Here is a 21,872-nt window from a genome sequence, read left to right as displayed (position 1 = left end):
AGCCGGAGACCGCTGAACGGGCCTGCTGCCAGGTGGTGGTGCGTCCTTGGCGCCAGGGCTCGCGCCCGCCTCTGGAGACGCGGCATTCCCAACAAGCGGCGCTCAGCCCTCGCGCCACGCGCGCAGCACCTCCTGCAGTTCCACCGCCTGGCGGGGCGCCGGCCCCTGGATGGCCGAGGGCGTGCGCGAGAAGCGCGGCGCGGGCGCGGTGTGCAGCACGCCCGCGACATCCACGAAGCTGCCCCGCGCCTGGTGGTGCGGGTGCCGCGCGGCCTCGGACAGGGTCAGCACCGGCGCGAAGCAGGCGTCGCTGCCCTCGAGCAGCTCGCACCAGGCGGCGCGGCTGCGGCTGCGAAAGATCGCTTCGAATGCGTCGCGCAGCGCCGGCCAGCGTGCGCGGTCGCCCTGCGCGTCGCGCAGCGCGGGCGGCACGCCCACCTTCTCGCACAGCTGCGCGAAGAACTTCGGCTCCAGCGGACCGATGGACACCCAGGCGCCGTCGGCGGTTTCGTAGGCGCGGTAGAACGGTGCGCCGCCGTCGAGCAGATTGCTGCCGCGCGCCTCCTGCCAGCGGCCGCGCGCGGCCTGCGCCTGGAACAGGCTCATGAGCGAGACGACGCCGTCGCTGATGGCGGCATCGACCACCTGGCCGCGGCCGCTCTGGCGCGCCTCGATCACCGCCGCCAGCACGCCCGCCACCAGGTAGAGGCTGCCGCCGCCGTAGTCGCCCACCAGGTTCAGCGGCGGCAGGGGCGCGCCGCCGGGTTCACCGACGGCCGCCAGCGCGCCAGACAGCGCGACGTAGTTGATGTCGTGGCCGGCGGACTGCGCGAGCGGGCCGTCCTGGCCCCAGCCGGTCATGCGTCCGTAGACCAGCCTGGGGTTGCGCTCGGCCACCTCCTGCGGGCCCAGGCCGAGGCGCTCCATCACGCCCGGGCGGAAGCCCTCGACGAGCACGTCGGCATGCGCGAGCAGCTCCAGCGCCTGCGCGCGATCGCCTTCGTCCTTGAGGTCCAGCAGCACCGTGCGGCGCCCGCGGCCCACGATGTCGTGCGCATCGCCCAGCCGCGCGTCGGGCCGGTCGATGCGAACGACCTGCGCTCCCATGTCGGACAGCAGCATGCAGGCGAACGGGCCGGGGCCGATGCCGGCGAACTCCACCACGCGCAGCCCGGCGAGCGGGCCGCCGGCGGTGGGCGCGCGGGGGGTCGGGTTGTCAGGGGTCATGGGGTCGCTCCTTGTCGTGATCACCGAGGAAAGTAGTCAGCCGCGCCCCCGAGCAGCAGGCCCACCAGTACCGTGCTCAACGCGGCGAAGCCGAGGTTCGCGCGCATGCTCACCGTGAGCAGCGGCAAACCGGAGAAGCGGCTGGCGCTGAGGCTGACCACCGAGAACGGCGTGGTGGTGACGGCCAGTCCCAGGCCTGCCAGCACGGTGAGCACGTGCGCCACCGGCGGCAGGCCCATCGCCGCGGCCGGGAACGCACCGGCGACCACGATGCCCGAGAGCATCGGATGCACCGAGGTGCAGGACAGCAGCACCACCGCCGATGCGAGGAAGAGGCAGCCGAGAACCGGATAAGGCGCGAGTGCCGCCGAAAGCGGCGCAGTCCACGCCGCCGGGATGGCCGCGGCGATGACGGTGCCGGCGCAGCCCGATGCCATCAGCAGGCGCACCTCGCCGGCGAGCGGGCGCAGTCCGCGGAAGTCGGCGGCGAGTTGCCCCGCCGCACCGCGCAGACCGCGCGGTCCGGGCCCCAGCGTTGCGGCCAGCACGAGCGCGCCCAGCGGCGCCGCGACGATGATGATGGCCGCCACAGGCAGGTGCGCGGCGATGCTCAGGCCGAGCACGCACGTCAGGACGGCGCACATGCAGGCAAAGACCGGCCAGGCGGCGCGCAGCACCGCCGCAAGTCCCGCGCCTTCCAGGGGCGGTGCAGGGTCGGACGGCTTCGCTATGCCTGCGCCTGCGCCTGCGGTACCCGTGACAGTGCCGGTGCCGGTGCCTGGTGTTCCGGACTCCACGGCTTGCGCCAGCCGCACGAGGCCGATGCTTCCGACGGAGCTCCCGGCGCCGACGGCGCTCGCCTCGCGTACGGCCGCCACCGTGCCCAAGGGTGTCATGGCGCTCACGGTACTGACGGAGCCCCCGTTGCCTGCGTCTTCGGTGTCGCCGCCATCGGCCCGGGCACCCGCCACAGGGTGCACCCGGTCCAGTGCCAATCCCAGTGCAAGACTGGCCAGCGCCAGCAGCACCGCCAGCGGAAAAACCCGCGCCCAGCTGAGGCCGGGGCTCAGCGCCAGGAGGATGCTGATGTTGCTGAACATGGGGCTCCAGAGGTTGGCCGCCGCGAAGCCACGGGAGATGCGCCGGAAGCACTGCAGCCGCTCCTGGGCGGTGGCCGGCCGCTGCGAGGCCACCTCCATGAGCATGCTGATGCCCGCGAACCCGAGGAAGCCACCGAACAACTGCGTCGCCAAGGCCATCGACAAGCCACGGCGCCGGACCGGCACTTCCAGCAGCGCCACCACCACCTGCCGCAGCAGCGCCACCCGCTGCGCCGCGCGCGAGAGCAGCGCTACGGACATGAGGATGGAGGAGATCAGTCCACCGATGCGGATGCCCTGTTCGACTACCTCACCGGGCGCCGCCAGCGTGGGCAGGAGCGCCACCGTGAGCAGGGCCAGCACGGCCGCCGTCCGGCGCATGCCGAGCGAAGCGGGTGCGTCCCCCAGCGCCACGACGGCGAGGGCCGATGCAGCGATGAGCCACACCGCCCAAGGCTGCGGCGACGCGAGATCGATCACCGTGAACGTGAGGACGCCCAGCTGCGCCAGCCCCAGCAGTGCGGGCCGGGTCATCCGCATGCGCCCTCTCCCTGCGCGCGTCGCGCCCGTTTGCCAGCCGTCATCCCAGGACTATACAATGGCCCTACCATTGACGCGTCGATAGCGGGCGATGTTCATCTGCCGCGAAGCCCTCGCCACTCAGACGCACACACCACCTCCCCGCCCGCATTGAACGAACCGCGAAGCCTCTGCCCATGTCCCCCCACCGCGATCCCACCCGCGAGCACCTGCACACGCGTCGCATCGAATTCAACGGCTTCCGGCGCAGCGACGGACTGTGGGACATGGAGGCCGAGCTGCGCGACTGGCGCCACTACGACACCGAGGTGCACGAGCGCGGACTGCTTCCTGCCGGCGAGTCGGTGCACCACATGCGCATCACGCTCACGCTCGACGACGCCCTCGTCGTGCGGGCCGCCAGCGCGCGCATGCTCGCCGCGCCGTTCGGAACGTGCCGCGAGGCCGAAGAGGCGCTGCAGCCGATGGTGGGCGCACGCATCGGGCCGGGCTGGCGCCGCACCGTGGACGCTTGCATGGGCGGCGAACGCGGCTGCACGCACCTGCGTGAGCTGCTGGTGAACCTGGCCACCGCAGCGCTGCAGACCATCCCGACCTGGCACGGCCAGCAACGGCGCCGAACCGGCGAGCCGTCCACCGAACGCCCCTACTTCCTCGGCCAGTGCCACGGCTGGCGCCTCGACGGGCCGGTGGTGCTGCGCTACTACCCGCAATTCCACGAACCCGCAGCCGCGGTGCCGCCCCAGGAATAGAACCATGCCCGCCACCGACAACGACGCCACCGCCAGCTACACCTACAGCCGCGAGCCGCGCGGCATGTACTTCGAGGACTTCGAGATCGGCCGCACCATCGTCACCTCGCGCCGCACCGTCACACTCGCCGACATCGTGAACTTCGCCTGCCTTTCGGGCGACCACAACGCGCCGCACGTGGACCACGAGTTCTGCAAGACCCAGCCCTACGGCGAGCCGATCGCGCACGGCCCGCTGGTGCTGGCGATCGTGGGCGGCCTGCAGTGCCTCAGCGGCATCAACGACGGGACCATCATCGCCATGACGGGCCTGGACAACTGGCGCATGCACCTTCCGGTGAAGGCCAACGACACCATCCACGCGCTGATTACGCCCACGGACAAGAAGCTCACGAGCAGCGCGACACGCGGCATCGTCACCTGCGAGCGCATCGTCAAGAACCAGCGCGGCGAGACCGTGCATTCGATGCTGATCTCGAACATGTACAAGTGCCGCGAGGTGCCGGCGGGCTGAGCATCGCCCCACGCGCTCGGCGGCGTCGAAAGCAGCAAGGACCGGGCGTGCGGCGGCGCCAGCTGTCGCCGGGGCCGCGTCCGCCTTCGCTCGCCATCTCCCGGGACCGCCGCACAGAAGGAAGAAACCGGGCCGCAGCCCGGTTTGTTTCCGTCTCTCGCGGGGGGCCGTCCTCACAGATCCATCTGCTTGGCCAGGATGTTGCGCTGGATCTCATTGGTGCCGCCGCCGATGGGACCGACTCGCGAGTCGCGGAAGAACATCTGCATGTCGTACTCCATCGAGTAGCCGGCGCCGCCCAGCACCTGCATGCCGATGTCGGCGCACTTGAAGTTGTTCTCGGTGGCGACGATCTTGGCCATGGACGCCTCGGCCACCGCCGGCAGCCCCGCGTCGAGCACGTCGGCGGTGCGATAGACCATCTGCCGCGCCGTCTCGGACAGGATCAGCATGTCCGTGAGCTTGTGCTGCATCACCTGGAACTCCGAGATGGGTTTGCCGAACTGCACGCGCTGCTTGGCATAGTCGCGGGCGTATTCGGTGATCTTGAAGCAGTGCCCGGCCGAGATGGCCGCCAGCCCCAGCCGCTCCAGGCCCAGGCAACTCATGATGTTGCGCCAGGCGCGGCCCTCGCCGCCGAAGAGGTTGGTGGCCGGCACGCGCACGTTGTCGAAGAAGATCTCGTTGGCATGCGTGGTGCGCCGCCCGAGCATGGCCAGCGGGCGGATCGTCACTCCCGGAGCGCGCGCATCGACCAGCAGCGTGCTGATGCCCTGGTGGCGGCTCGCGCCGTCGCGGTCGGTGCGCGTGATGACCACCAGGTAGTCGGCCACGTGGGCGCAGGTGATCCAGACCTTGTTGCCGTTGAGGATGTACTCGTCTCCGCGCCGCTCGGCGTAGGTCTTGATGCCCGCCACGTCGGAGCCGGTGCCCGGCTCGGACATGCCCAGCGCCAGCTTGGCCGTGCCGTCGATGATGCGCGGCACCAGCTCGCGCTGCAGCTCGGGCGTGCCGAACTTGGCGACGTGCATGCCTGCATACACGGCCGAGGTGGTGATGGCCTGCGCGATGCCGGTGTAGTAGTAGCCCAGCGTCTCCAGGAACACCGCAATGTCGCGGTACGAGCCGCCCATGCCGCCGAGCTCCTCGGGGTAGAACAGGCCGATGTAGCCGGCATCGGCGAGGGCCTGGTAGGCCTCGTGCGGGAACTCGCGCGCCTCGTCCATCTTGCGCACGTTCTCCCACGGCAGATGGCGCGAGAGCAGGTCCAGCACGCCTTCGCGCATCATGCGCTGGTCTTCGGTCAGGCCGACGGTGTTGATCAGGGACATTCGGTTCTCTCCTGTTTTCGGTGATGGGATGCGCTCACGCAGCGCCCAGCGGGCGCGCCGCGAAGAGCGGCCCGTCCCGGTACTGCAGCACGACCATTTCGATGCGCTGTCCGATCGCCAATGGCGCGCCGGGCGGCTCCACCAGCCGGCAGGCCAGGCGCAGGCCTTCGTCCAGATCGACGATGCCGCAGGCGTACGGTGCTTCGGGCGCGAACACGGCTGGCGCGGCGTGGATGCGAGTCCACGCGTACAGCACGCCCTGCGTGCCTGCATCGACCCACGCCACTTCCGTGCTCCAGCAGTGCGGGCACACGGGCTTGGGCGGGAAGGTGCGGCGCCCGCAGGCCTGGCAGGCCGTGGTGCGCCAACGACCCTCGCGCAACGCTTCCCAGAAGGTCTGCGTGAACTCCGACGCGCGCGGCGGATAGGCGCGCGTGGCGTCGATCCGCACTTCTGGCAGCCGGCTCATCGCACCGCCTCCAGCACGTGCACCAGCGCGGCGTTGTAGTTGCCCAGCTCGCCGGTGGCGAGGCCGAAGCGCGCATCGCGCACCTGCCGCTCGCCGGCGCGGCCGCGCAGTTGCTCGGCGAGCTCGACGTAGTTGTAGAGGGAGGTGACGTACGCCGGATGGCCGCGCGAGGTCAGCCCGCCCGAGGTGGAGATCGGAATGCGCCCGCCCAGGCGGGTCTGCCCTTCGGCGGCCGCTTGCGCGCCCCGTCCGCGCTCCACCAGGCCGACGGCCTCGCTCACCAGCACCTCGACGATGGTGCACGGCGCATACAGCTCGGCCACGTCGATATCGGCCGCCGCGATGCCGGCCTGGGCGTAGGCGGCGCCCGCCGCCTGGCGCGCCGCGTCGAACGCGATCATGTCGTTGGGCACGTCGCTGATCTGGTGCGTGCCGTCGTGGCAGAAGCCGCGCCCGCGCACCAGCACGTAGGGCCGCCCGAGCGACTTCGCCACCGCCTCGCTCGCCAGCACCAGGCAGGCGGCGCCATCGCCGCGCGGCGGCACGTCGTACAGGCCGAGCGGCTCGACGATGGGCCGCTGGGCCAGCACCTCGTCGAGCGTGATGGGCTTGCGGTATTGGGCGACCGGATTCAGCGCCGCGTGACCACGGTTCTTCACGGCGACGGCGGCGAACTGCGCGCGCGTGGCGCCGTGCTCGTGCATGTAGCGCATCGCATCCATCGCATACCAGGCGATCGGCGTGAACCCCGCCGAGGTGTGGAAGTCCACGTCGCCCGTGGTGCGCATGCTGCTCATCATGTGTTCGGCGGCGGACACCGCGCTTTCCATGTTGATGCCCAACGCCAGCGCCACCTCGGCGCGCCCCAGCAGGATGTCGTTGCAGGCCTGATCGAAGGCCAGCGCCGCGGTCATGCCGTTGCCCATCACCTCCATCACGTTGCCGCGGCAGGCCAGGCGCAGCTGGCCCATCAGGAAGGTGTGGAAATACTTCTGGCGCGTGTACGGGCGCGGCAACGTGAACACCAGGCTCTGGATGTCCTGCTTGTCCACGCCCGCGTCCTGCACGGCATCGACCACGAGCCGGCCCAGGATCTCGTGCTCGAGCGCCTGCAAGGCCGCGTCGTCGGCGCTCTGGTGGCGCCCGACCGGAATGGCGCTCGCGCCGACGATGGCGACCTGTCGCGTCATGCTGCCCGCCGCGCGCTCAGACGCTGCGTGCGCCGAAGGCCCCGGCTTCGCGCAGCTCGCGGATGCGGGCTTCGTCGAAGTGCAGCACCTCGCTCAGGATGGCTTGCGTGTCGGCGCCCACGGCGGGCGCCGCACGGGCCGGGACGGCCGGCGTGCGCGATAGCCGCAGCGGAGTCGCGACGTTGGGAATCCAGCCCTTGACCGGATGCGGGATGCGATGCACCAGGCCGCGCGAGCGCGCCTCGTCCGAAGCCAGCGCCTGGGCGAGCGTGCGCACCTCGCCGCTGGGCACGCCGGCGGCGCGCAGGCGCGGCTGCCAGTGGCTCCAGGGATGCTTGGCGAACTCCTCCTCCATGATCCGGAAAAGGCGCTCGCGTTCGGCGAGCCGGGCGTCGCGGCGCGACAGCACCGGGTCGTGCGCGATGTCGGGGCGCTCGAGCACCTGCTCGAACAGGCGCACGAAGATCGCGTCGTTGCCGCAGTTGATATAGAAGGGCATGTCCTGGCACTCGAACACGCCCGAGGGGCAGGTGTCGGGGCTGGTGTTGCCGTTGCGCCGGGGCTCGTAGCCCGTGGTCAGGTGCTGCATCGCGCCGAAGCCGGTCATGAGGATGGCCGTGTCGAACAGCGCCACCTCGACGAACTGCCCCTTGCCGTCCTTGGCGCGGGCCAGCAGCGCCAGCAGGATGGCGTTGGTGGCGCTGATGGCGGTGGCCGTGTCCATCACTGCGGCGCCCGAGCGCACGCCCTGCCGGTCGGGGTAGCCGTTCATCGAGATGAAGCCGCTCTCGGCCTGCGCCACCGGATCGAACCCCAGCCGGTCGGCATACGGGCCGCTGCGGCCGTAGGCCGAGACCGAGGTGTAGATCAGGCGCGGGTTGAGCTTGCGGCAGGTCTCCCAGTCGAGCCCGAAGCGCTCCATGACACCGGTGGAAAAGTTCTCGACCAGCACATCGGCCGATTCGATGAGCGCTTTTGCGACCGCGAGTCCGGCCGGGGATTTCATGTCCAGGCCGAGGCTGCGCTTGTTGCGATTGGTCCAGAGGTAGGGCGCGCCCTGGGCCGGCAATTCGGGGTCGTGCGGCGGGTAGTACCGGAAATCGTCGCCCTTGCCGGGCGACTCGATCTTGATCACATCGGCACCGAAGTCGGCCAGCGTCATGGTGGCCAGCGGCCCCGCGACGAAGTGCGTGAAATCGATTACCCGCACGCCGTCGAGCACGCGCGGCGCCCCCGCATCGGTGGGCGGCGCCTCGGGCAAGGCGTTGATTCTTGATTGGTCGAACACGTCGGAATCCCTGTGGGGAAGCGTTGGTCCAACCATTCTACCTTCGCCGGCCTGTTTGGCAATGGTACGGCCGATGCACGGCCACTCGGGGTTCTCAGCAGCGGTCGAGCGCTGCGCGTGCGATCGATGAACTAGACCTGCCCTTGTGACACGAGCCAGGCTTCGAAGGCCGCCAGGTCATGCGACCAGAAGACCTCGACCTCCTGGTCGAGGAGCCGGTTCACGTCCCTGGGCGCGATCACGCCCTGCAGCACGGCGGCCGTCTTCACGAAGTTGCCCCAGTAATCTTTCCAGGCCGCAGCCTTCTTGATCACGTCGTTGACGCGCTTGATGGAGTTGGTGCCGTCGTTCGAAACCTTGCACTCGATCGCAAGGACGACGGTGCCCTTGAAGCCGAGCGCCAGATCGACCTCCTGCGGGGTCACGCTCTTCGTAGCGAACCGTGTCTTGTGGCTGAAGTGCTTGAACGGCAGGGCACCGAGCGTGTCGATGGACTTGGCAGGCAGCTGCTTCCAGCCCATGTCCTTGAGCAGCTGGACGACGGCGCTCCCTGCGCGGCTGCTGCACGATTGCGCTGGATGTCCTGCACCTGCTGGCGTGCGATCAGCGGCGCGACCGACACGAAGAGGCGGCGCAGTTCGGCGCGGGTGGGCTGCCGCCGCAGGTCGAGCCAACGGGTGAGTGGGCGCGAGCGGCGCGCAAGAAAGGCATCGCTCACGGCGAGCGCCTCCATCGGCAGCGCGGGCCGGCCCGATTTCTCGGTCGTCAGTCGCGAAGTCCGACCGTGGGCGCCTTTGCATGGCTGGCGACCGGGAAGAGAGGTGCTGCCAGATCCGCGCGCCTGGTGCCATCCAGTCCTGCAGGTCGCAATGAAGCCGCTCTTGCGCCGGCAGGAGCAAAGCGTGCGGAATGACCGGAGGGTCGCTCCGCCGCATGCGCAACACGCGCGCGAAAGCAACGAGCCGCGCCCCCCGGGTTCTTTCCGTCGTTCAGCCAGAACGCGTCATGGCCAGACGCAGCTCGCCGGGCGACGCAACCCCGCGGCGACGGCCGCCGCGTGAGCGCGCGGGCAGCAACTCCATCAGCGCACGCAAGGGCACGCTGGGTTCACCCGACCACACCAGGTGCGTGCGATTGACCCGCAGCCGCGCCGGGAGTCGATGGCGCTGAACCGCATCGGCGAGCACCGTGTGGTCCAGGACTTCGGCCGGCACGATGCCCACGCCCGAGCCGGCGGCGACGCAGGCGACGATGGCGTGGTAGGAGCCGAGGTCCAGCAGGCGCGCGGGGGCCGCGCCCGCCTGCGCCAGCCATTCGAGCAGCCGCCGGCGGTACGAGCAGCCGTGCGGGAAGGCGACCATGGTGCAGCCGTCGAGCTGTGCGGCGCCGCGCGGCGGCGGGGCGTGCCGGGCGGTGATCAGCACCAGCTCTTCGTCGAACACGGGAACGGCGTTCATGCCGGCGGCTTCGAACGGCTCGGAGACGAACGCGGCCTCGAGTTCGAAGCGCTCGAGCAGCCGCAGCGAGGCCGCAGTGGTGCCGGTGCGCAGCTCGACCGAGACATCCGGATGCTGCTGGTGGAACTGCGACAGCAGCGGCGGCAGCCGTGTCGCCGCGGCGCTCTCCAGGCTGCCCAGGCGCAGCGTGCCGCGCACGGTGCCGCTGCGCATGTCCTGCTCGGCCTCGTCGGCGAGGCGCAGCAGGCGGTCGGCGTACCCGAGCAGCGTCTGGCCCGCGTCCGTGAGCACCAGGCCGCGCCCCTGGCGCCGGAACAGCGGCACCTCAAGGCGTGCCTCGAGCTGCTTGATGCGGGTGGTGACGTTGGACGGCACGCGGTGCAGCCGGCTGGCCGCGCGCAGTACGCCGCCCTCGCGCGCCACGCAGCGGAATATCTCGAGTTCGTCCAGGCTGAGCGTTCTCATATCGGGAATGGTCGTTCGCAAAAATTCAATTATCAAAAAGAATGCGCTGCGTTCCAATCCACCCCATGCGAACGCCAGCGCCAGCCCCGACCCCCAGCAGCGCGCCGCAGGGCACCACGCGCATCGTGCTCACCGGCATCCTGGCGCTGGCCGTCGCCATGGGCATCGGCCGCTTCGCGTTCACGCCGCTGCTGCCCCTGATGCTGCGCGACGGCAACCTCGACGGGGCCGGCGGCGCCGAATGGGCGGCGGCGAACTACATCGGCTACCTGCTGGGCGCGATCACGGCGCCGCGCATCGGCCGCGACCCGGTCTGGGGGCTGCGCGTGGCGCTCTGGGGCGTGGCACTCACCACCTTCGCCGTGGGTGTGCTGGCGGGGCCGCAACTGAACGCAGCGGGCGCCGTGCTGCGCCTGGCCGCGGGCGTGTTCAGCGCCTGGTGCCTGGTGTGCGCCAGCAGCTGGTGCCTGGCCGAGCTGGCTCGGCGCGGGGCCGCGCAGCGTTCGGCCTGGGTCTACACCGGCGTGGGCTTCGGCATCTGCATCACGGGCGTGCTCACGTGGGCCGGGGGCGCCCAGCCTGCACGTGCCCTGTGGCTCGAGCTGGGCGCCGTCGCGGCGGCCGGGGCGCTGCTGGCCAGCCTGCAGCGCCTCGAGACCAGCACACCTCCGGTGGCGCCGCACTCCGCGACCCGCGGCACGGCGCCCGCTGCGCCGGGACGCTGGGCGCTGGTGTTCTGCTACGGCAGCTTCGGCTTCGGCTACATCGTGCCGGCCACCTTCCTGCCGGCCATGGGGCGGGCGCAGGTCGCGGACCCTGCCGTCTTCGGCATCAGCTGGCCCTTGTTCGGCCTGGCCGCCGCGCTGTCGGTGGCGGCCGCCGCCCGCTGGCTCGCGCGACGGCCCCGCCGCACGGTGTGGGCGCTGGCGCAGGCAAGCATGGCGCTGGGCACCGGTGTGCTCCTGGTGTCCCAGGCCCTTTGGGCGCTCGCGATCTCGGCCGTGCTGGTCGGCGGCACCTTCATGGTGGCGACCATGGCCGGCCTGCAGCTGGCCCGCGAGCACGCCCCCGAGAACCCGACGCCCCTGCTCGCGCGCATGACCGTGGCCTTCGCCCTCGGCCAGATCGCGGGGCCGCTGCTCGTGCGCGCGCTGGGGCCGGCCCGCTACGGCGGGCACGACGCCTTGTGGTGGAGCAACGCCGCCGCCACGGGCCTGCTCGCGCTGACCGCCGTGTGGCTCGCGCTGCCTGCGCGCGCCCGCTTGCCTGCCCACCCTTCCGGAGAATCCACATGAATGCCGACACCGCAGCTTCCACGCCCCCGACCCCGCCTTCCGCGCGCTCACCCCGCCACTTTCCCGAAGCGGGGCTGTCCGAGCGGCTGGGGCCGCCGGCCCGGCTCGACGCCGCACAGCAGGCCGCGGCCGACGCACTGATCAACGGCCCGCGGCGCGGGGTCTACGGCCCCTTCCGTCCGCTGCTGCACACCCCGGCACTGCTGCAGGCCGCCGCGAAGGTGGGCGAGACGCTGCGCTACGAGGGCACGCTCGACGCCGCGGTGCGCGAATGGACCATCTGCGTGGTGGCGCGCGCACTGTCCAACGTGTTCGAGTGGGACATGCACCTGCCGCTTGCACGGGCCGCCGGCGTGCCGGTGGAGGCACTCGAAGCGCTCGATGCCGGCAACCCTTCGCCGGCCGTCCTGGCGCCGGAGCTGGCCCTCGCGCGGGCGCTGGCCGAGCAACTGCTCGCACACCACCGCGTGGACGACGCCACCTACGCCCAGGCGCTGGCGCGCTGGGGCGAAGCGGCGCTCGTGGAACTGCTCACGCTGGTCGGCTACTTCGCCATGGTGTGCTGGCTGATGAACGTCGCGCACACCCCCGGCCCTGCGCCCGCGTCCGCCTGATCGCGCCGGCTACGGCACCGGAAAGAGCTGCCCGGTACTGCGCCTCCCATGGGCCGCGCATAGTGCATCGGTTGCGCGCAGCCAGGTAGCGCACCAGGGCGAAGTGGTTCAGCCAGTGTCCGATGCGTTCGCAGTCCAACTCGACGTCGCCACCTGGGTGCCGTCGTCAAGCGCCACCGTGCTGTGCCTGCGCCGGCGGCGATAGCCAGGCTCTGCTCCTGCTGCGCGGCAGCGGCTCGTGGCGCGACAGCGGTCGCTCGGGCGGCCGGCGAGCGACCCGCCGACACGGCAACGCCTGCTGCGCTCAGCCTTTGGCCACACTGCCGCGCCCACGCGGTCCCCACCGGCAACGCATGATCGTTTCGCCCCACAACGTGGCTCGCTGCGCAGAGGCACACTCGGCTGCATGCGACATCCCGGCAGCGCCCCCTTGCACTTCGACAACAGCTACGCCCGCGAGCTCACGGGGCTCTACGTCCCCTGGAAACCGGCCCAGGTGCCCGAACCGCGGCTGCTGACCCTGAACCGGTCCCTGGCCCGCGAACTGGGCTGGGATGTGGCGTTTCTGGAGAGCGCCGACGGGGCTGCGCTGCTTGCGGGAAACACGGTGCCCGAAGGCGCAGAGCCGCTGGCGCAGGCGTATGCCGGGCACCAGTTCGGCGGCTTTTCGCCGCAGCTCGGCGACGGCCGCGCGGTGCTGCTCGGCGAGGTGATCGATCGCCAGGGACAGCGGCGAGACGTCGCGTTCAAGGGCTCGGGCCGCACGCCCTTTTCGCGTGGCGGCGACGGCAAGGCGGCCGTAGGGCCGATGCTGCGCGAGGCGCTGATCGGTGAAGCCATGCATGCGCTGGGCATCCCGACCACCCGCGCACTGGCCGTGGCGGCGACGGGTGAGCCGGTGATCCGCGAGCAGGTGCTGCCGGGGGCGGTGCTCACGCGTATCGCGGCGAGCCACCTGCGCGTGGGCACCTTCGAATTCTTCGCGGCGCGCGGCGAGCTCGACAAGCTGGGGCGCCTTGCCGACTACGCGATCGCCCGCCACGACCCGGACCTGGCGGGTGCGCCGGACCGCCACCTCACGCTGCTGCGCCGGGTGGCGCAGCGTCAGGCCGAGTTGGTCGCGCGCTGGATGTGCGTGGGTTTCATTCACGGCGTGATGAACACCGACAACATGACGATTTCCGGCGAGACCATCGACTACGGCCCCTGCGCGTTCATGGAGGCGTACGACCCGGGCGCGGTGTTCAGCTCCATCGACCAGAACGGCCGCTATGCCTGGGCCCGGCAGCCGGCCGTGGCGCAGTGGAACCTGGCACGCCTTGCCGAAGCCCTGCTGCCGCTGATGGTGCGCGAGGACCAGGACGAAGCCGCCGCCAACGAAGTGGTCGAACAGGCCACCGCGGCGATCGGCGACTTTCCCGCGCTGTATCAGGCCGCGCAACTGCGCGGGTTGCGGGCCAAGCTGGGCCTGGCGCCCGGGAGCCCGGCCAGCGACGACGCGCAGGACGCAGCCCTGGCGAGCGCCTGGTTCGATCTCATGCAGGCGCAGCAGATCGATTTCACGCTCGGCTGGCGGCGTCTGGCCGACGCGGCCGAGGGCGACGACGGGCCCTTGCGGGCGCTGCTGCCGCACAAAGGCCATGCGGACCTGGCGCAGTGGCTGGAACGCTGGCGCGCCCGCTGCACGCGCGAGGACGAAGCAAACCCCGGGAGCGACCAGGGCGCGCGCGAACGCGCCGCGCGCATGCGCCGCGCCAACCCCTGGATCATTCCGCGCAACCACCGTGTGGAAGAGGCCTTGCAGGCGGCATCGGCGGAGGGCGACCTCCAACCCTTCGAGCGCCTGCTCGCGGCGGTGTGCGAGCCGTTCGACGAGCAGCCGCGGTATGCGCGCTACGCCGAACCCGCGCCGCTCGCCGTGACGGCGGCCTACCAGACGTTCTGCGGGACCTGAGCGCCACGCGCACTGCGGGCGCGTGCCTCGGCGCCTCATCACGCCGCGTGCCCGCATCCGCCGTCCGCTGCGTTGCGCGCACGCCAGCGGATCTGCTGGTCGCCGGGCTGATGGCGGCGCTGGCGATCACCGGAGCCCTGACCGTTGCGCGGCACGCCCGCGAAGAACTCCGGTCCGGCGCGCGGTCCGCCGAGACACGCGCCGCGACGCAAGCGGAGTGAATGCCGGTGCCTGCCGGCAGGCCGCGCCCCGGCCTGCCCCTGCTACAGCCAGCCGATGCGCCGGAACCGGGCGAACAGCGCCGCGCACGCAAGCGAGATGACGGCCAGCGCAATCCAGTAGCCATAGCGCCATTGCAGCTCCGGCATGAACTCGAAGTTCATGCCCCAGATGCCCGCGAACGCCGTCCACACGGCAAAGATGCTGGCCCAGGCTGCGAGGCGCTTGGTGACGGCGCCGTCGTCGATGGTCACCAACGAGAGGTTGACCTGGATGGCGGTGGTGATGGTGTCGCGCAGCGCGTCGATGCTGGCGTTGACGCGGGCGAGGTGGTCCGCCACGTCGCGCACGTATTCCTGCACCCCCTGCACCTGCGCCGGCACGCGTCCACCGTGCAGCCTGCCGATGTCGTGCAGCAGTGGCGCCACCGCCTGCTTCAACACCGTGAGCTTGCGCTTGAGAAGGTAGAGCCGCTCCACGTTGGCACGGCCCGGGGCGGCGCCGAAAATCTCGTCCTCGATCTGCTCGAGCTGCGCCTCCAGGCGCTCCACGATGGGGAAGTACCGATCGACCACCGCGTCCATCAGCGCGTAGAGCACATAGCCCGGCCCGAACTTCAGCAGCTGCGGCTCGCGCTCGGCGCGCGTGCGCACACCAAGGAACGACTGCTTGCTGCCGTTGCGCACCGACACCACATAGCGGCTGCCCGCGAAGATCGCGACCTCCCCCACGTCCAGCTGGTCTTCCTCACCGGCTTCGATCAGGTGCAGGATGACGAAGAGCGACTCGGAATACTCCTCGATCTTCGGGCGCTGGTGGCCATGCAGCGCATCTTCGACAGCGAGCTCCGGCAGGTCCAGCTCGGCCTGCAGGCGGCTCAGCTCGTCGTGGGTGGCATCCTGCAGTGCGATCCAGACGAAGGTGTCCGGCTGCTGGAGATAGCCGCCGATGTCGGACAGCGCGAGGTCTGCGACCTTGCGGCCCTCGCTGTAGGCAGCGCAGTTGATCAACATGGCGTGGGTCTGCGCAATGCGTCGGCGCGATCAGGCGCGGAAATCGTCCAGGCTCTTGCCCGCCTGGAGGGCGTCACGCAGCCACTGCGGGCGCGGGCCGCGGCCGCCCCAGGTGTTGCCCTGGTCGTCCCGGTACTTCGCCGCACCGGCGCGGCCGCTGCGGCCGGCAGGCCGCGCCGCACGCTGCGAGGGTCCGCTCGCGCGGGGGGAAGCAGACGCCGCGCGGCCGGATCCGCCGCGGGGGAAGCTCAGGTCCTCGGGGCGCAGGCCATAGACCTCGATCGCCTTGTTGATCCGCTCGATGACCTCCGCGAGTTCGGCCTCGCGAACTTCTTCCGCCTCACGTTGCAGGCGCGCAATCTCCTCCTGGATTTCCATGTACGTTTTCTGGGGCATATCGGCTCCTTCGGTGATCGGTGCGCCGCAGTATAGGCACCGCATGCGCCGACCTTTGCTGCCTTTCGGACGGCGCGTGGCGGACCCCTGCGGCGGCGGACGCGATGGACAATGGGTGCTCCTTTCCTTCGCGCGCTGCAGCTGACAACATGGATGAGAACACGATCGGGCGCGCCATCGCACAGGCCTGGAGCGAGGCCGTGTTCGCGAAAGACCGCGCGGGCCGCTACCGCTTCGCCAACGCCGCCGCCCTGGCGGCGCTCGGCAAGCCGGCCGGCGAGGTGATCGGGCACAACGACCACGAGATCCTGGGAGATGCGGCGGTCGCGGCGCCGATCGTCGAGAGCGACCGGCGCGTGCTGCGCGAGGGCCTGCCGGTGGAGACCGAGGTCGCGTTCGCCGCCCCCGACGGCACGCTCCAGACCTGGTGGACCCGCAAGACGCCGCTGCGTGGCGAGCGCGGCGACGTGGTGGGCCTGCTCGGAATGGCGCGCAACGTCACCCAGCGCCGCCTGGACGACGAGCGCCTGCGCGCCCTCTCGCAGGAGCGGCAGCTGGCGCTGGATGCCGCCGGCATGGCCTGGTGGCATTTCGATCCGCGCACCGGCATCTCGCGGGTGGACGCGCGCTACGCGAGCATCTTCGGCATCGAGGGACGCGAGATCTCGGCCGAGCGCCTCTTCGAGCTGGTGCACCCAGACGACCGCGAGCGCGCCGCCCGCACCGTGGAGCGCGCGCTGGATCCGCACGATCCGCAGCCCTACCACCTCGAGATGCGCATCATCCGGCCCGACGGGCAGGAACGCTGGGTGGAGGCGCACGGGATCGCCGGCTTCGAGGGCGCTGCGACGGAGCGCGCCGCCACCCGTTTCGTCGGCACCGTCGCCGACATCACCGAGCGGGTGCGCACGCGCCATGCCCTGGAGGAGACCAACCGCAAGCTGGTGCTGGCGGACGCGCAGAAGACCCAGTTCCTCACCACCCTGTCGCACGAGCTTCGCAACCCCCTGGCCCCGATGCGTTCGGCCATCGATCTGCTGCGCCTGGGCGGCGGTGATCCCGCCGTGCGCGGGCGTGCGGCCACCGTGCTCGCCCGCCAGCTGCAGCACCTCACGCGGCTGGTGGACGACCTGCTCGATCTCGCGCGCATCAACCGCGGACAGATCAGCCTGCGCAACGAACCGCTGGACCTGCGCCCCGTCGTCGAAGCGGCGGTCGATGCCATGCGTCCCGTGGCCGAGGACGGCGGTCTGTCGTTGGCGCTGAGCCTCCCCGCCGACGCCGGCGCCGAAGCCCCCACCGTCCAGGGCGACGCCACCCGGCTCACGCAGTGCCTCATCAACCTGCTGGGCAATTCGGTCAAGTTCACGCCCCGGGGCGGGCACGTCGAAGTACGACTCGCGCGGAACGGCGGGCGGGTCGTCTGCGAGGTGGAGGACGACGGCATCGGCATCTCGGCGGACCTGCTCGAAGCCGTGTTCGGCGCCTTCGTCCAGGCCCAGCCCAGCGGCGCGGGCAACCAGGGCCTGGGCCTCGGCCTGGCCCTCACGCGCAGCATCGTCGAGCAGCACGGCGGCTCGGTGAGCGCGTCCAGCGGCGGCCCCCACGCGGGCACCTGCATACGGATCGAGCTGCCGGCGGCGTAGCCGCGCGGGGCGGTGGAGCCACCGGAGCGGCCCGGAGCGTCGCGTCCACGGTCGGGCTGCCGCTGCGTTGCCGAGCAGGAGCAGGAAACACCACACGCAACTCGTGTCCCGGGCGCTAGGGTTATTCCGGCTGCCGTCGGCGCTTGGGCGAGGAGTAGCATCGAATTTCACTAACATCTTAGCGATCGACTCGCATCAGGAGACATCTCAATGAAGCTGCTTCGACTCGCCCTCGCTGCCCTGGCGATGGCCGTTCCCCTCGCCGGCGCTGCGCAGGATTACCCCTCCCGCACGATCCGCATCGTCGTTCCGTATGCCGCGGGCGGTGGCGTCGATTCGGCCGCGCGCGTGGTGGCCCAGCACCTCACGACGGCGCTCGGCCAGAACGTGGTCGTCGATCCCAAGCCCGGTGCTGCCACCGTGATCGGAACCGAGTTCGTCGCGCGCGCACCCTCCGACGGCTACACGCTGCTTCTGACGGGTGGCTCGACCATGAGCATGCTGCCGCTGACGCATCCCACCAAGCTGCCGTTCGACCCGCTCGAGGACTTCGAGCCGGTCGGCATGGTGTCGCGCCTGCCCTTCTTCCTGGTGACCTCCAGCAAGCAGCCGTACAAGAGCGTCAAGGAGCTGATGGACGCCGCCCGCGCCAAGCCCGAAGCCCTCTCCTATGCCAGCAACGGCACCGGCTCCATGGGCCATCTCGGCACCGAGACGCTCGTTCAGGCCGCCGGCGCCAAGATGGTCCACGTGCCCTATGCCGGGTTCGCCCCCGCGCTGAGCGACCTCATCACCGGACGGGTCAGCATCGTCATGGCCGACATGGCGTCGATCCGTGGGCAGCTCCAGGCGGGAACGCTGCGTCCGCTGGCGGTGGCGTCCGCAGAGCGGTCGCGGTTCATGCCCGATGCGCCTACGCTCGCCGAAGCCGGCTATCCCGGCGCCGCGTTCGAGATCTGGCTGGCTCTCTACGCCCCCGCGAAAACGCCGCCCGACGTCATCAAGCGCGTGAGCACCGAGCTGAGCCGCTTCCTGGCCTCGCCCCAGGGCCGCGACGCGTTCACCAAGCTCGGGCACGAAGCAGATCCCGCCGACGGCAAGGTGGTGCGCGAGCGCATCGTCGCCGAGCAGAAGGCGTTCGCACCTGCTGCGCGCGCCGCCGGCCTGGGCCAGGCCCAGGGCAAGTGAAAGGGCGACCGACATGAGCCCACCCGATTCCGCGCGCTCGGCGAGTCACCACCTGCTGCAGGCACTGCTGGACCGCGGGATCGAGTACCTTTTCTGCAACCTCGGCACCGACCACGCGCCGCTGATCGAAGAGCTCGCGCGGTGGCGGGCCGAGGGCCGCGAGACGCCGAAGCTCGTCCTGTGTCCGCACGAGAACACGGCCTTGCACATGGCCGGCGGCTACGCCTGCGCCACCGGCCAGGGCCAGGCCGTGCTGGTGCACGTCGATGCAGGCACCGCCAACGCCGCGATGGGCCTGCACAACCTGTTCCGCGCGCGCCTTCCCGTACTCCTGATGGCGGGACGGGCGCCCGCCACCACCTTCGGGCAGGTCGAGGGCGGGCGCGACACCTACGTGCACTTCATCCAGGAGCCGTTCGACCAGGCCAGCGTCGCGCGGCCCTACGTCAAATGGGAATACACGCTCGGCTGGCCCTCGATGGCCGCCGAGGTGATCGCGCGTGCCGACGCCGTGATGCAGACCGAGCCGCGCGGCCCCGTCTATCTCATGCTGCCGCGCGAGGTGCTCGCCGCGCCCTGCCCGCCCGCCGAGCTCGCCGAGCTTCCCGCCGCCCGCCATGCCGCCGTGCCGGCCGGCCACGGCGATCCCGCGCTGGTGCGCGCCGTGGCGCAGCGGCTCGTCGACAGCGAAGACCCGCTCCTGGTGACCGCGTACGCCGGCCGCCGCCCCGGGGCGGTGGCGCTGATCGAGCGGCTGGCGCTCCTGACAGGCATGCGCGTGTGCGAATTCAACAGCGTGCACCTGAACATCCGGCGCGACTCGCCCTGCTTCGGCGGCTTCCAGCCCGGCCCCTTCGCCGAGCGCGCCGACTTCGGCCTGCTGCTCGACGTCGACGTGCCCTGGATTCCGCGCACCACCCGCGTCAACCCGCGGGCGTACTGGGCGCAGATGGACGTGGACGCCATCAAGCGCGACATTCCCATGTGGAGCTTCGCGGCCGACGCCCGCTTCGAGGGCGACAGCGAGGCCATGCTCGCGCAGCTCATCGAAGCGGTGGAGGCGCTCGCCACGCCCGACTTCCGCCGGCGCGCCGGTGCACGCCTGGAGCGGCTCACGCGCGAACACGCCGAGCGCAGCGCACGCGTTGCCCGCGCCGCCGAAGACCCGGGCGCCGTGGGCGCCATCAACCCGCACTACCTGTGTGCCGCGCTGGGACGCGCACTGGACGCGCACGACATCGTTCTCAATGAGGCGATACGCAACACGCTGGCCGTGTTCGAGCAGATCCCGCGTTCGCAGCCCGGCACGCTGGTCGGGCTGCCGGGCGGCGGCCTGGGCTTTTCCGCCGGCATGGCGCTCGGCATGAAGCTGGCGCATCCGCAGCGCCGGGTGGTCCACGTGGTCGGCGACGGCACCTTCTATTTCGGCAACCCCAGCTCGGTGTACGCGGTCTCGCGCGCGCACGGGCTTCCCATCTTCACCGTGGTCCTCGACAACAGCGGATGGTCCGCGGTGAAGGAATCGGTGCTGCGCATGTACCCGCAGGGCCATGCGCACGCCAGCGACGAGTTCGCCTCGCTCCTTCCCGAAGGCACGGATTTCGCGGCCATCGCACAAGCGGGCGGCGCGCACGGCGAGCGCCTGTCCGATCCGCGCGAGGCCGAGGCAGCGATCGCCCGGTGCCTGCAGGCGCTGGACGCGGGGCGCAGCGCCCTGCTGCACGCGCGCATCGCGCCGCTGTGAACACACCAAAGGAATTGCAATGACACTGGAAGCACTCACTGCGCCCGAAGGCGCCACCTTCGAACGACGCAGCCCTGTCACGGGCGAAGTCGCGACCGTCGCCACTGCCGCCACCGTGGCACAGGCGCTGGCCGCGGCCGACGCGGCGGCGGCCGCCTTCCCCGCCTGGTCGCGCACCGGTCCGGCCCGAAGGCGCGAACTCCTCAACCGCGCGGCCGACCTGCTGCAGGAGCGCGCCGACGCGTTCGTGCGCTGCATGGTCGAGGAGACCGGCACCTCGGCCGGCTGGGCCCAGTTCAACGTGCGCGGCGGCATCGGCGCGCTGCGCGAGGCGGCGGCGCTCACGACGCACGTCAGCGGCGACACCATCCCGTCCGACCTGCCCGGCTGCATGGCGATGACCTTCCGGGTTCCGGTGGGCGTGGTGTTCGGCATGGCACCCTGGAACGCGCCGCTGCTGCTCGGGCTGCGCGCCATCGTCGCGCCGCTCGCCTGCGGCAACACGGTGGTGCTGAAGGCCTCCGAGCACTGCCCCGGCAGCCACTGGATGATCGGCCGGCTGTTCGCGGATGCGGGGTTCGCGCAGGGCGTGGTGAACGTGGTCACGCACGACGCGCCCGAAGCGGCGGCCATCGTCGAAGCGCTGATCGAACACGCGGCCGTGCGCCGGGTCAACTTCACCGGCTCCACCCGCGTGGGCCGGATCATCGGCGCCATCGCCGGGCGTGCCCTCAAGCCCTGCCTGCTGGAGCTCGGGGGCAAGTCGCCGCTGGTGGTGCTGCGCGACGCCGACATCGAGCTGGCGGTGAATGCCGCCGCGTTCGGCGCGTTCATGAACCAGGGGCAGATCTGCATGTCGACCGAACGCGTGGTGGTCGAGGAGGACATCGCCGACCGCTTCGCCGAGGCGCTTGCCGCCAAGGCCAAGGCACTCGGCGCGGCCACGGCCGGCAAGCCGGCCGTGCTGTTCGAATCGTTGATCAGCTGCCCCGCCGCCGACCAGGTGGAGGCGATGGTGCGCGACGCACAGGAGCGCGGCGCCCGTGTGCTGGTGCCGCTGCAGCGCGAAGGCGCGCGCATGGGCCCGGTGGTGCTCGACCACGTGCGGCCCGGCATGCGCGTCTACGACGACGAGTCCTTCGGCCCGATCGCCGCCATCGTGCGGGTGGCCGACCTCGAAGAAGCCGTGCGGGTGGCCAACGACACCGAATACGGCCTTGCCGGCGCGGTGTTCGGGCGCGACATCTCGCGCACCCTCGAGGTGGCGCAGCGGCTGGAATGCGGCGTCTGCCACGTGAACGGGCCCACCGTGAAGAGCGAGCCCCAGCTTCCGTTCGGCGGCGTCAAATCGAGCGGTTACGGCCGCTTCGGCGGACGCGCGGCGATCCAGGAATTCACCGAACTGCGCTCGGTCACCATCCAGGTCGCACCCCAGGCGTATCCGTTCTGACACCTTCGCACTTGCCACCC

At 71.1% G+C, this 21,872-nt stretch carries 19 protein-coding genes; 9 read left to right on the top strand and 10 right to left on the bottom strand.

Annotated elements, in window-relative coordinates; genetic code table 11:
• Positions 1-102: 102 nt before the first annotated feature.
• Together WG922_RS11375 and WG922_RS11370 are read right to left on the bottom strand one after the other, a co-directional pair.
• Entirely contained in the window at positions 103-1,227 is a 1,125-nt protein-coding gene (locus WG922_RS11375) for a CaiB/BaiF CoA transferase family protein (protein WP_340282729.1), read from the bottom strand.
• Positions 1,228-1,247: 20 nt separating this feature from the next.
• On the bottom strand, positions 1,248-2,867 hold the full coding sequence (locus WG922_RS11370; protein ID WP_340282728.1) for a hypothetical protein: 1,620 nt from the start codon (positions 2,865-2,867) through the stop codon (positions 1,248-1,250).
• Positions 2,868-3,043: 176 nt separating this feature from the next.
• Here WG922_RS11370 and WG922_RS11365 point away from each other — a divergent pair, with 176 nt between their 5' ends.
• Both WG922_RS11365 and WG922_RS11360 read left to right on the top strand, forming a co-directional pair.
• Positions 3,044-3,619 (top strand): DUF2889 domain-containing protein, encoded by a 576-nt coding sequence (locus tag WG922_RS11365; RefSeq protein ID WP_340282727.1) that lies wholly within the window; start codon positions 3,044-3,046, stop codon positions 3,617-3,619.
• A gap of 4 nt (positions 3,620-3,623) precedes the next feature.
• Complete coding sequence (locus WG922_RS11360; protein ID WP_340282726.1) at positions 3,624-4,133, top strand: MaoC/PaaZ C-terminal domain-containing protein; 510 nt, start codon at positions 3,624-3,626, stop codon at positions 4,131-4,133.
• A gap of 173 nt (positions 4,134-4,306) precedes the next feature.
• On the opposite strand, the gene WG922_RS11355 is transcribed toward WG922_RS11360, so the two are convergent.
• The 6 genes from WG922_RS11355 to WG922_RS11330 form a co-directional block, all read right to left on the bottom strand.
• Entirely contained in the window at positions 4,307-5,464 is a 1,158-nt protein-coding gene (locus WG922_RS11355) for an acyl-CoA dehydrogenase family protein (protein ID WP_340282725.1), read from the bottom strand.
• Positions 5,465-5,498: 34 nt separating this feature from the next.
• Positions 5,499-5,933: a Zn-ribbon domain-containing OB-fold protein gene (locus tag WG922_RS11350; RefSeq protein ID WP_340282724.1), complete on the bottom strand. Its 435-nt coding sequence runs from the start codon at positions 5,931-5,933 to the stop codon at positions 5,499-5,501.
• The gene (locus WG922_RS11345; protein ID WP_340282723.1) at positions 5,930-7,123 is read right to left on the bottom strand and encodes a thiolase family protein; all 1,194 of its coding nucleotides are present in this window, start codon (positions 7,121-7,123) and stop codon (positions 5,930-5,932) included. The genes WG922_RS11350 and WG922_RS11345 overlap by 4 nt, the downstream gene beginning before the upstream one ends.
• 16 nt (positions 7,124-7,139) lie before the next feature.
• Positions 7,140-8,411, bottom strand: coding sequence for a CaiB/BaiF CoA transferase family protein (locus tag WG922_RS11340; RefSeq protein WP_340282721.1), 1,272 nt, complete (start codon positions 8,409-8,411; stop codon positions 7,140-7,142).
• A 131-nt stretch (positions 8,412-8,542) separates the two neighbouring features.
• On the bottom strand, positions 8,543-9,211 hold the full coding sequence (locus tag WG922_RS11335) for a XamI family restriction endonuclease (protein ID WP_340282938.1): 669 nt from the start codon (positions 9,209-9,211) through the stop codon (positions 8,543-8,545).
• A 189-nt stretch (positions 9,212-9,400) separates the two neighbouring features.
• Entirely contained in the window at positions 9,401-10,333 is a 933-nt protein-coding gene (locus WG922_RS11330; RefSeq protein WP_340282720.1) for a LysR family transcriptional regulator, read from the bottom strand.
• 65 nt (positions 10,334-10,398) lie between these two features.
• On the opposite strand from WG922_RS11330, the gene WG922_RS11325 reads away from it, so the two are divergent.
• From WG922_RS11325 to WG922_RS11315, 3 genes are all read left to right on the top strand, one after another.
• The gene (locus WG922_RS11325; RefSeq protein ID WP_340282719.1) at positions 10,399-11,628 is read left to right on the top strand and encodes a YbfB/YjiJ family MFS transporter; all 1,230 of its coding nucleotides are present in this window, start codon (positions 10,399-10,401) and stop codon (positions 11,626-11,628) included.
• The gene (locus WG922_RS11320) at positions 11,625-12,242 is read left to right on the top strand and encodes a carboxymuconolactone decarboxylase family protein (protein ID WP_340282718.1); all 618 of its coding nucleotides are present in this window, start codon (positions 11,625-11,627) and stop codon (positions 12,240-12,242) included. Before WG922_RS11325 ends, WG922_RS11320 begins: the two co-directional genes overlap by 4 nt.
• A 430-nt stretch (positions 12,243-12,672) precedes the next feature.
• The gene (locus WG922_RS11315; protein ID WP_340282717.1) at positions 12,673-14,196 is read left to right on the top strand and encodes a protein adenylyltransferase SelO; all 1,524 of its coding nucleotides are present in this window, start codon (positions 12,673-12,675) and stop codon (positions 14,194-14,196) included.
• A 263-nt stretch (positions 14,197-14,459) separates the two neighbouring features.
• On the opposite strand, the gene corA is transcribed toward WG922_RS11315, so the two are convergent.
• Both corA and WG922_RS11305 read right to left on the bottom strand, forming a co-directional pair.
• On the bottom strand, positions 14,460-15,428 hold the full coding sequence (corA, locus tag WG922_RS11310; RefSeq protein WP_340282716.1) for a magnesium/cobalt transporter CorA: 969 nt from the start codon (positions 15,426-15,428) through the stop codon (positions 14,460-14,462).
• A gap of 30 nt (positions 15,429-15,458) precedes the next feature.
• Complete coding sequence (locus tag WG922_RS11305; protein WP_340282715.1) at positions 15,459-15,824, bottom strand: H-NS histone family protein; 366 nt, start codon at positions 15,822-15,824, stop codon at positions 15,459-15,461.
• A gap of 149 nt (positions 15,825-15,973) precedes the next feature.
• Here WG922_RS11305 and WG922_RS11300 point away from each other — a divergent pair, with 149 nt between their 5' ends.
• The 4 genes from WG922_RS11300 to WG922_RS11285 all read left to right on the top strand — a co-directional run bounded on the left by WG922_RS11300 (position 15,974) and on the right by WG922_RS11285 (position 21,852).
• Positions 15,974-17,470: a sensor histidine kinase gene (locus tag WG922_RS11300; protein ID WP_340282713.1), complete on the top strand. Its 1,497-nt coding sequence runs from the start codon at positions 15,974-15,976 to the stop codon at positions 17,468-17,470.
• Between the two features lie 210 nt (positions 17,471-17,680).
• Positions 17,681-18,658 (top strand): Bug family tripartite tricarboxylate transporter substrate binding protein, encoded by a 978-nt coding sequence (locus WG922_RS11295; RefSeq protein WP_340282711.1) that lies wholly within the window; start codon positions 17,681-17,683, stop codon positions 18,656-18,658.
• Between the two features lie 13 nt (positions 18,659-18,671).
• On the top strand, positions 18,672-20,402 hold the full coding sequence (locus WG922_RS11290; protein WP_340282709.1) for a thiamine pyrophosphate-requiring protein: 1,731 nt from the start codon (positions 18,672-18,674) through the stop codon (positions 20,400-20,402).
• A gap of 19 nt (positions 20,403-20,421) precedes the next feature.
• The gene (locus WG922_RS11285) at positions 20,422-21,852 is read left to right on the top strand and encodes an aldehyde dehydrogenase (RefSeq protein ID WP_340282708.1); all 1,431 of its coding nucleotides are present in this window, start codon (positions 20,422-20,424) and stop codon (positions 21,850-21,852) included.
• Positions 21,853-21,872 lie beyond the last annotated feature (20 nt).

The sequence above is a fragment of the Ramlibacter sp. AN1015 genome (genome assembly GCF_037726105.1).
Lineage (GTDB): Bacteria > Pseudomonadota > Gammaproteobacteria > Burkholderiales > Burkholderiaceae_C > Ramlibacter.
This window is presented reverse-complemented; position numbering and strand designations above follow the sequence as displayed.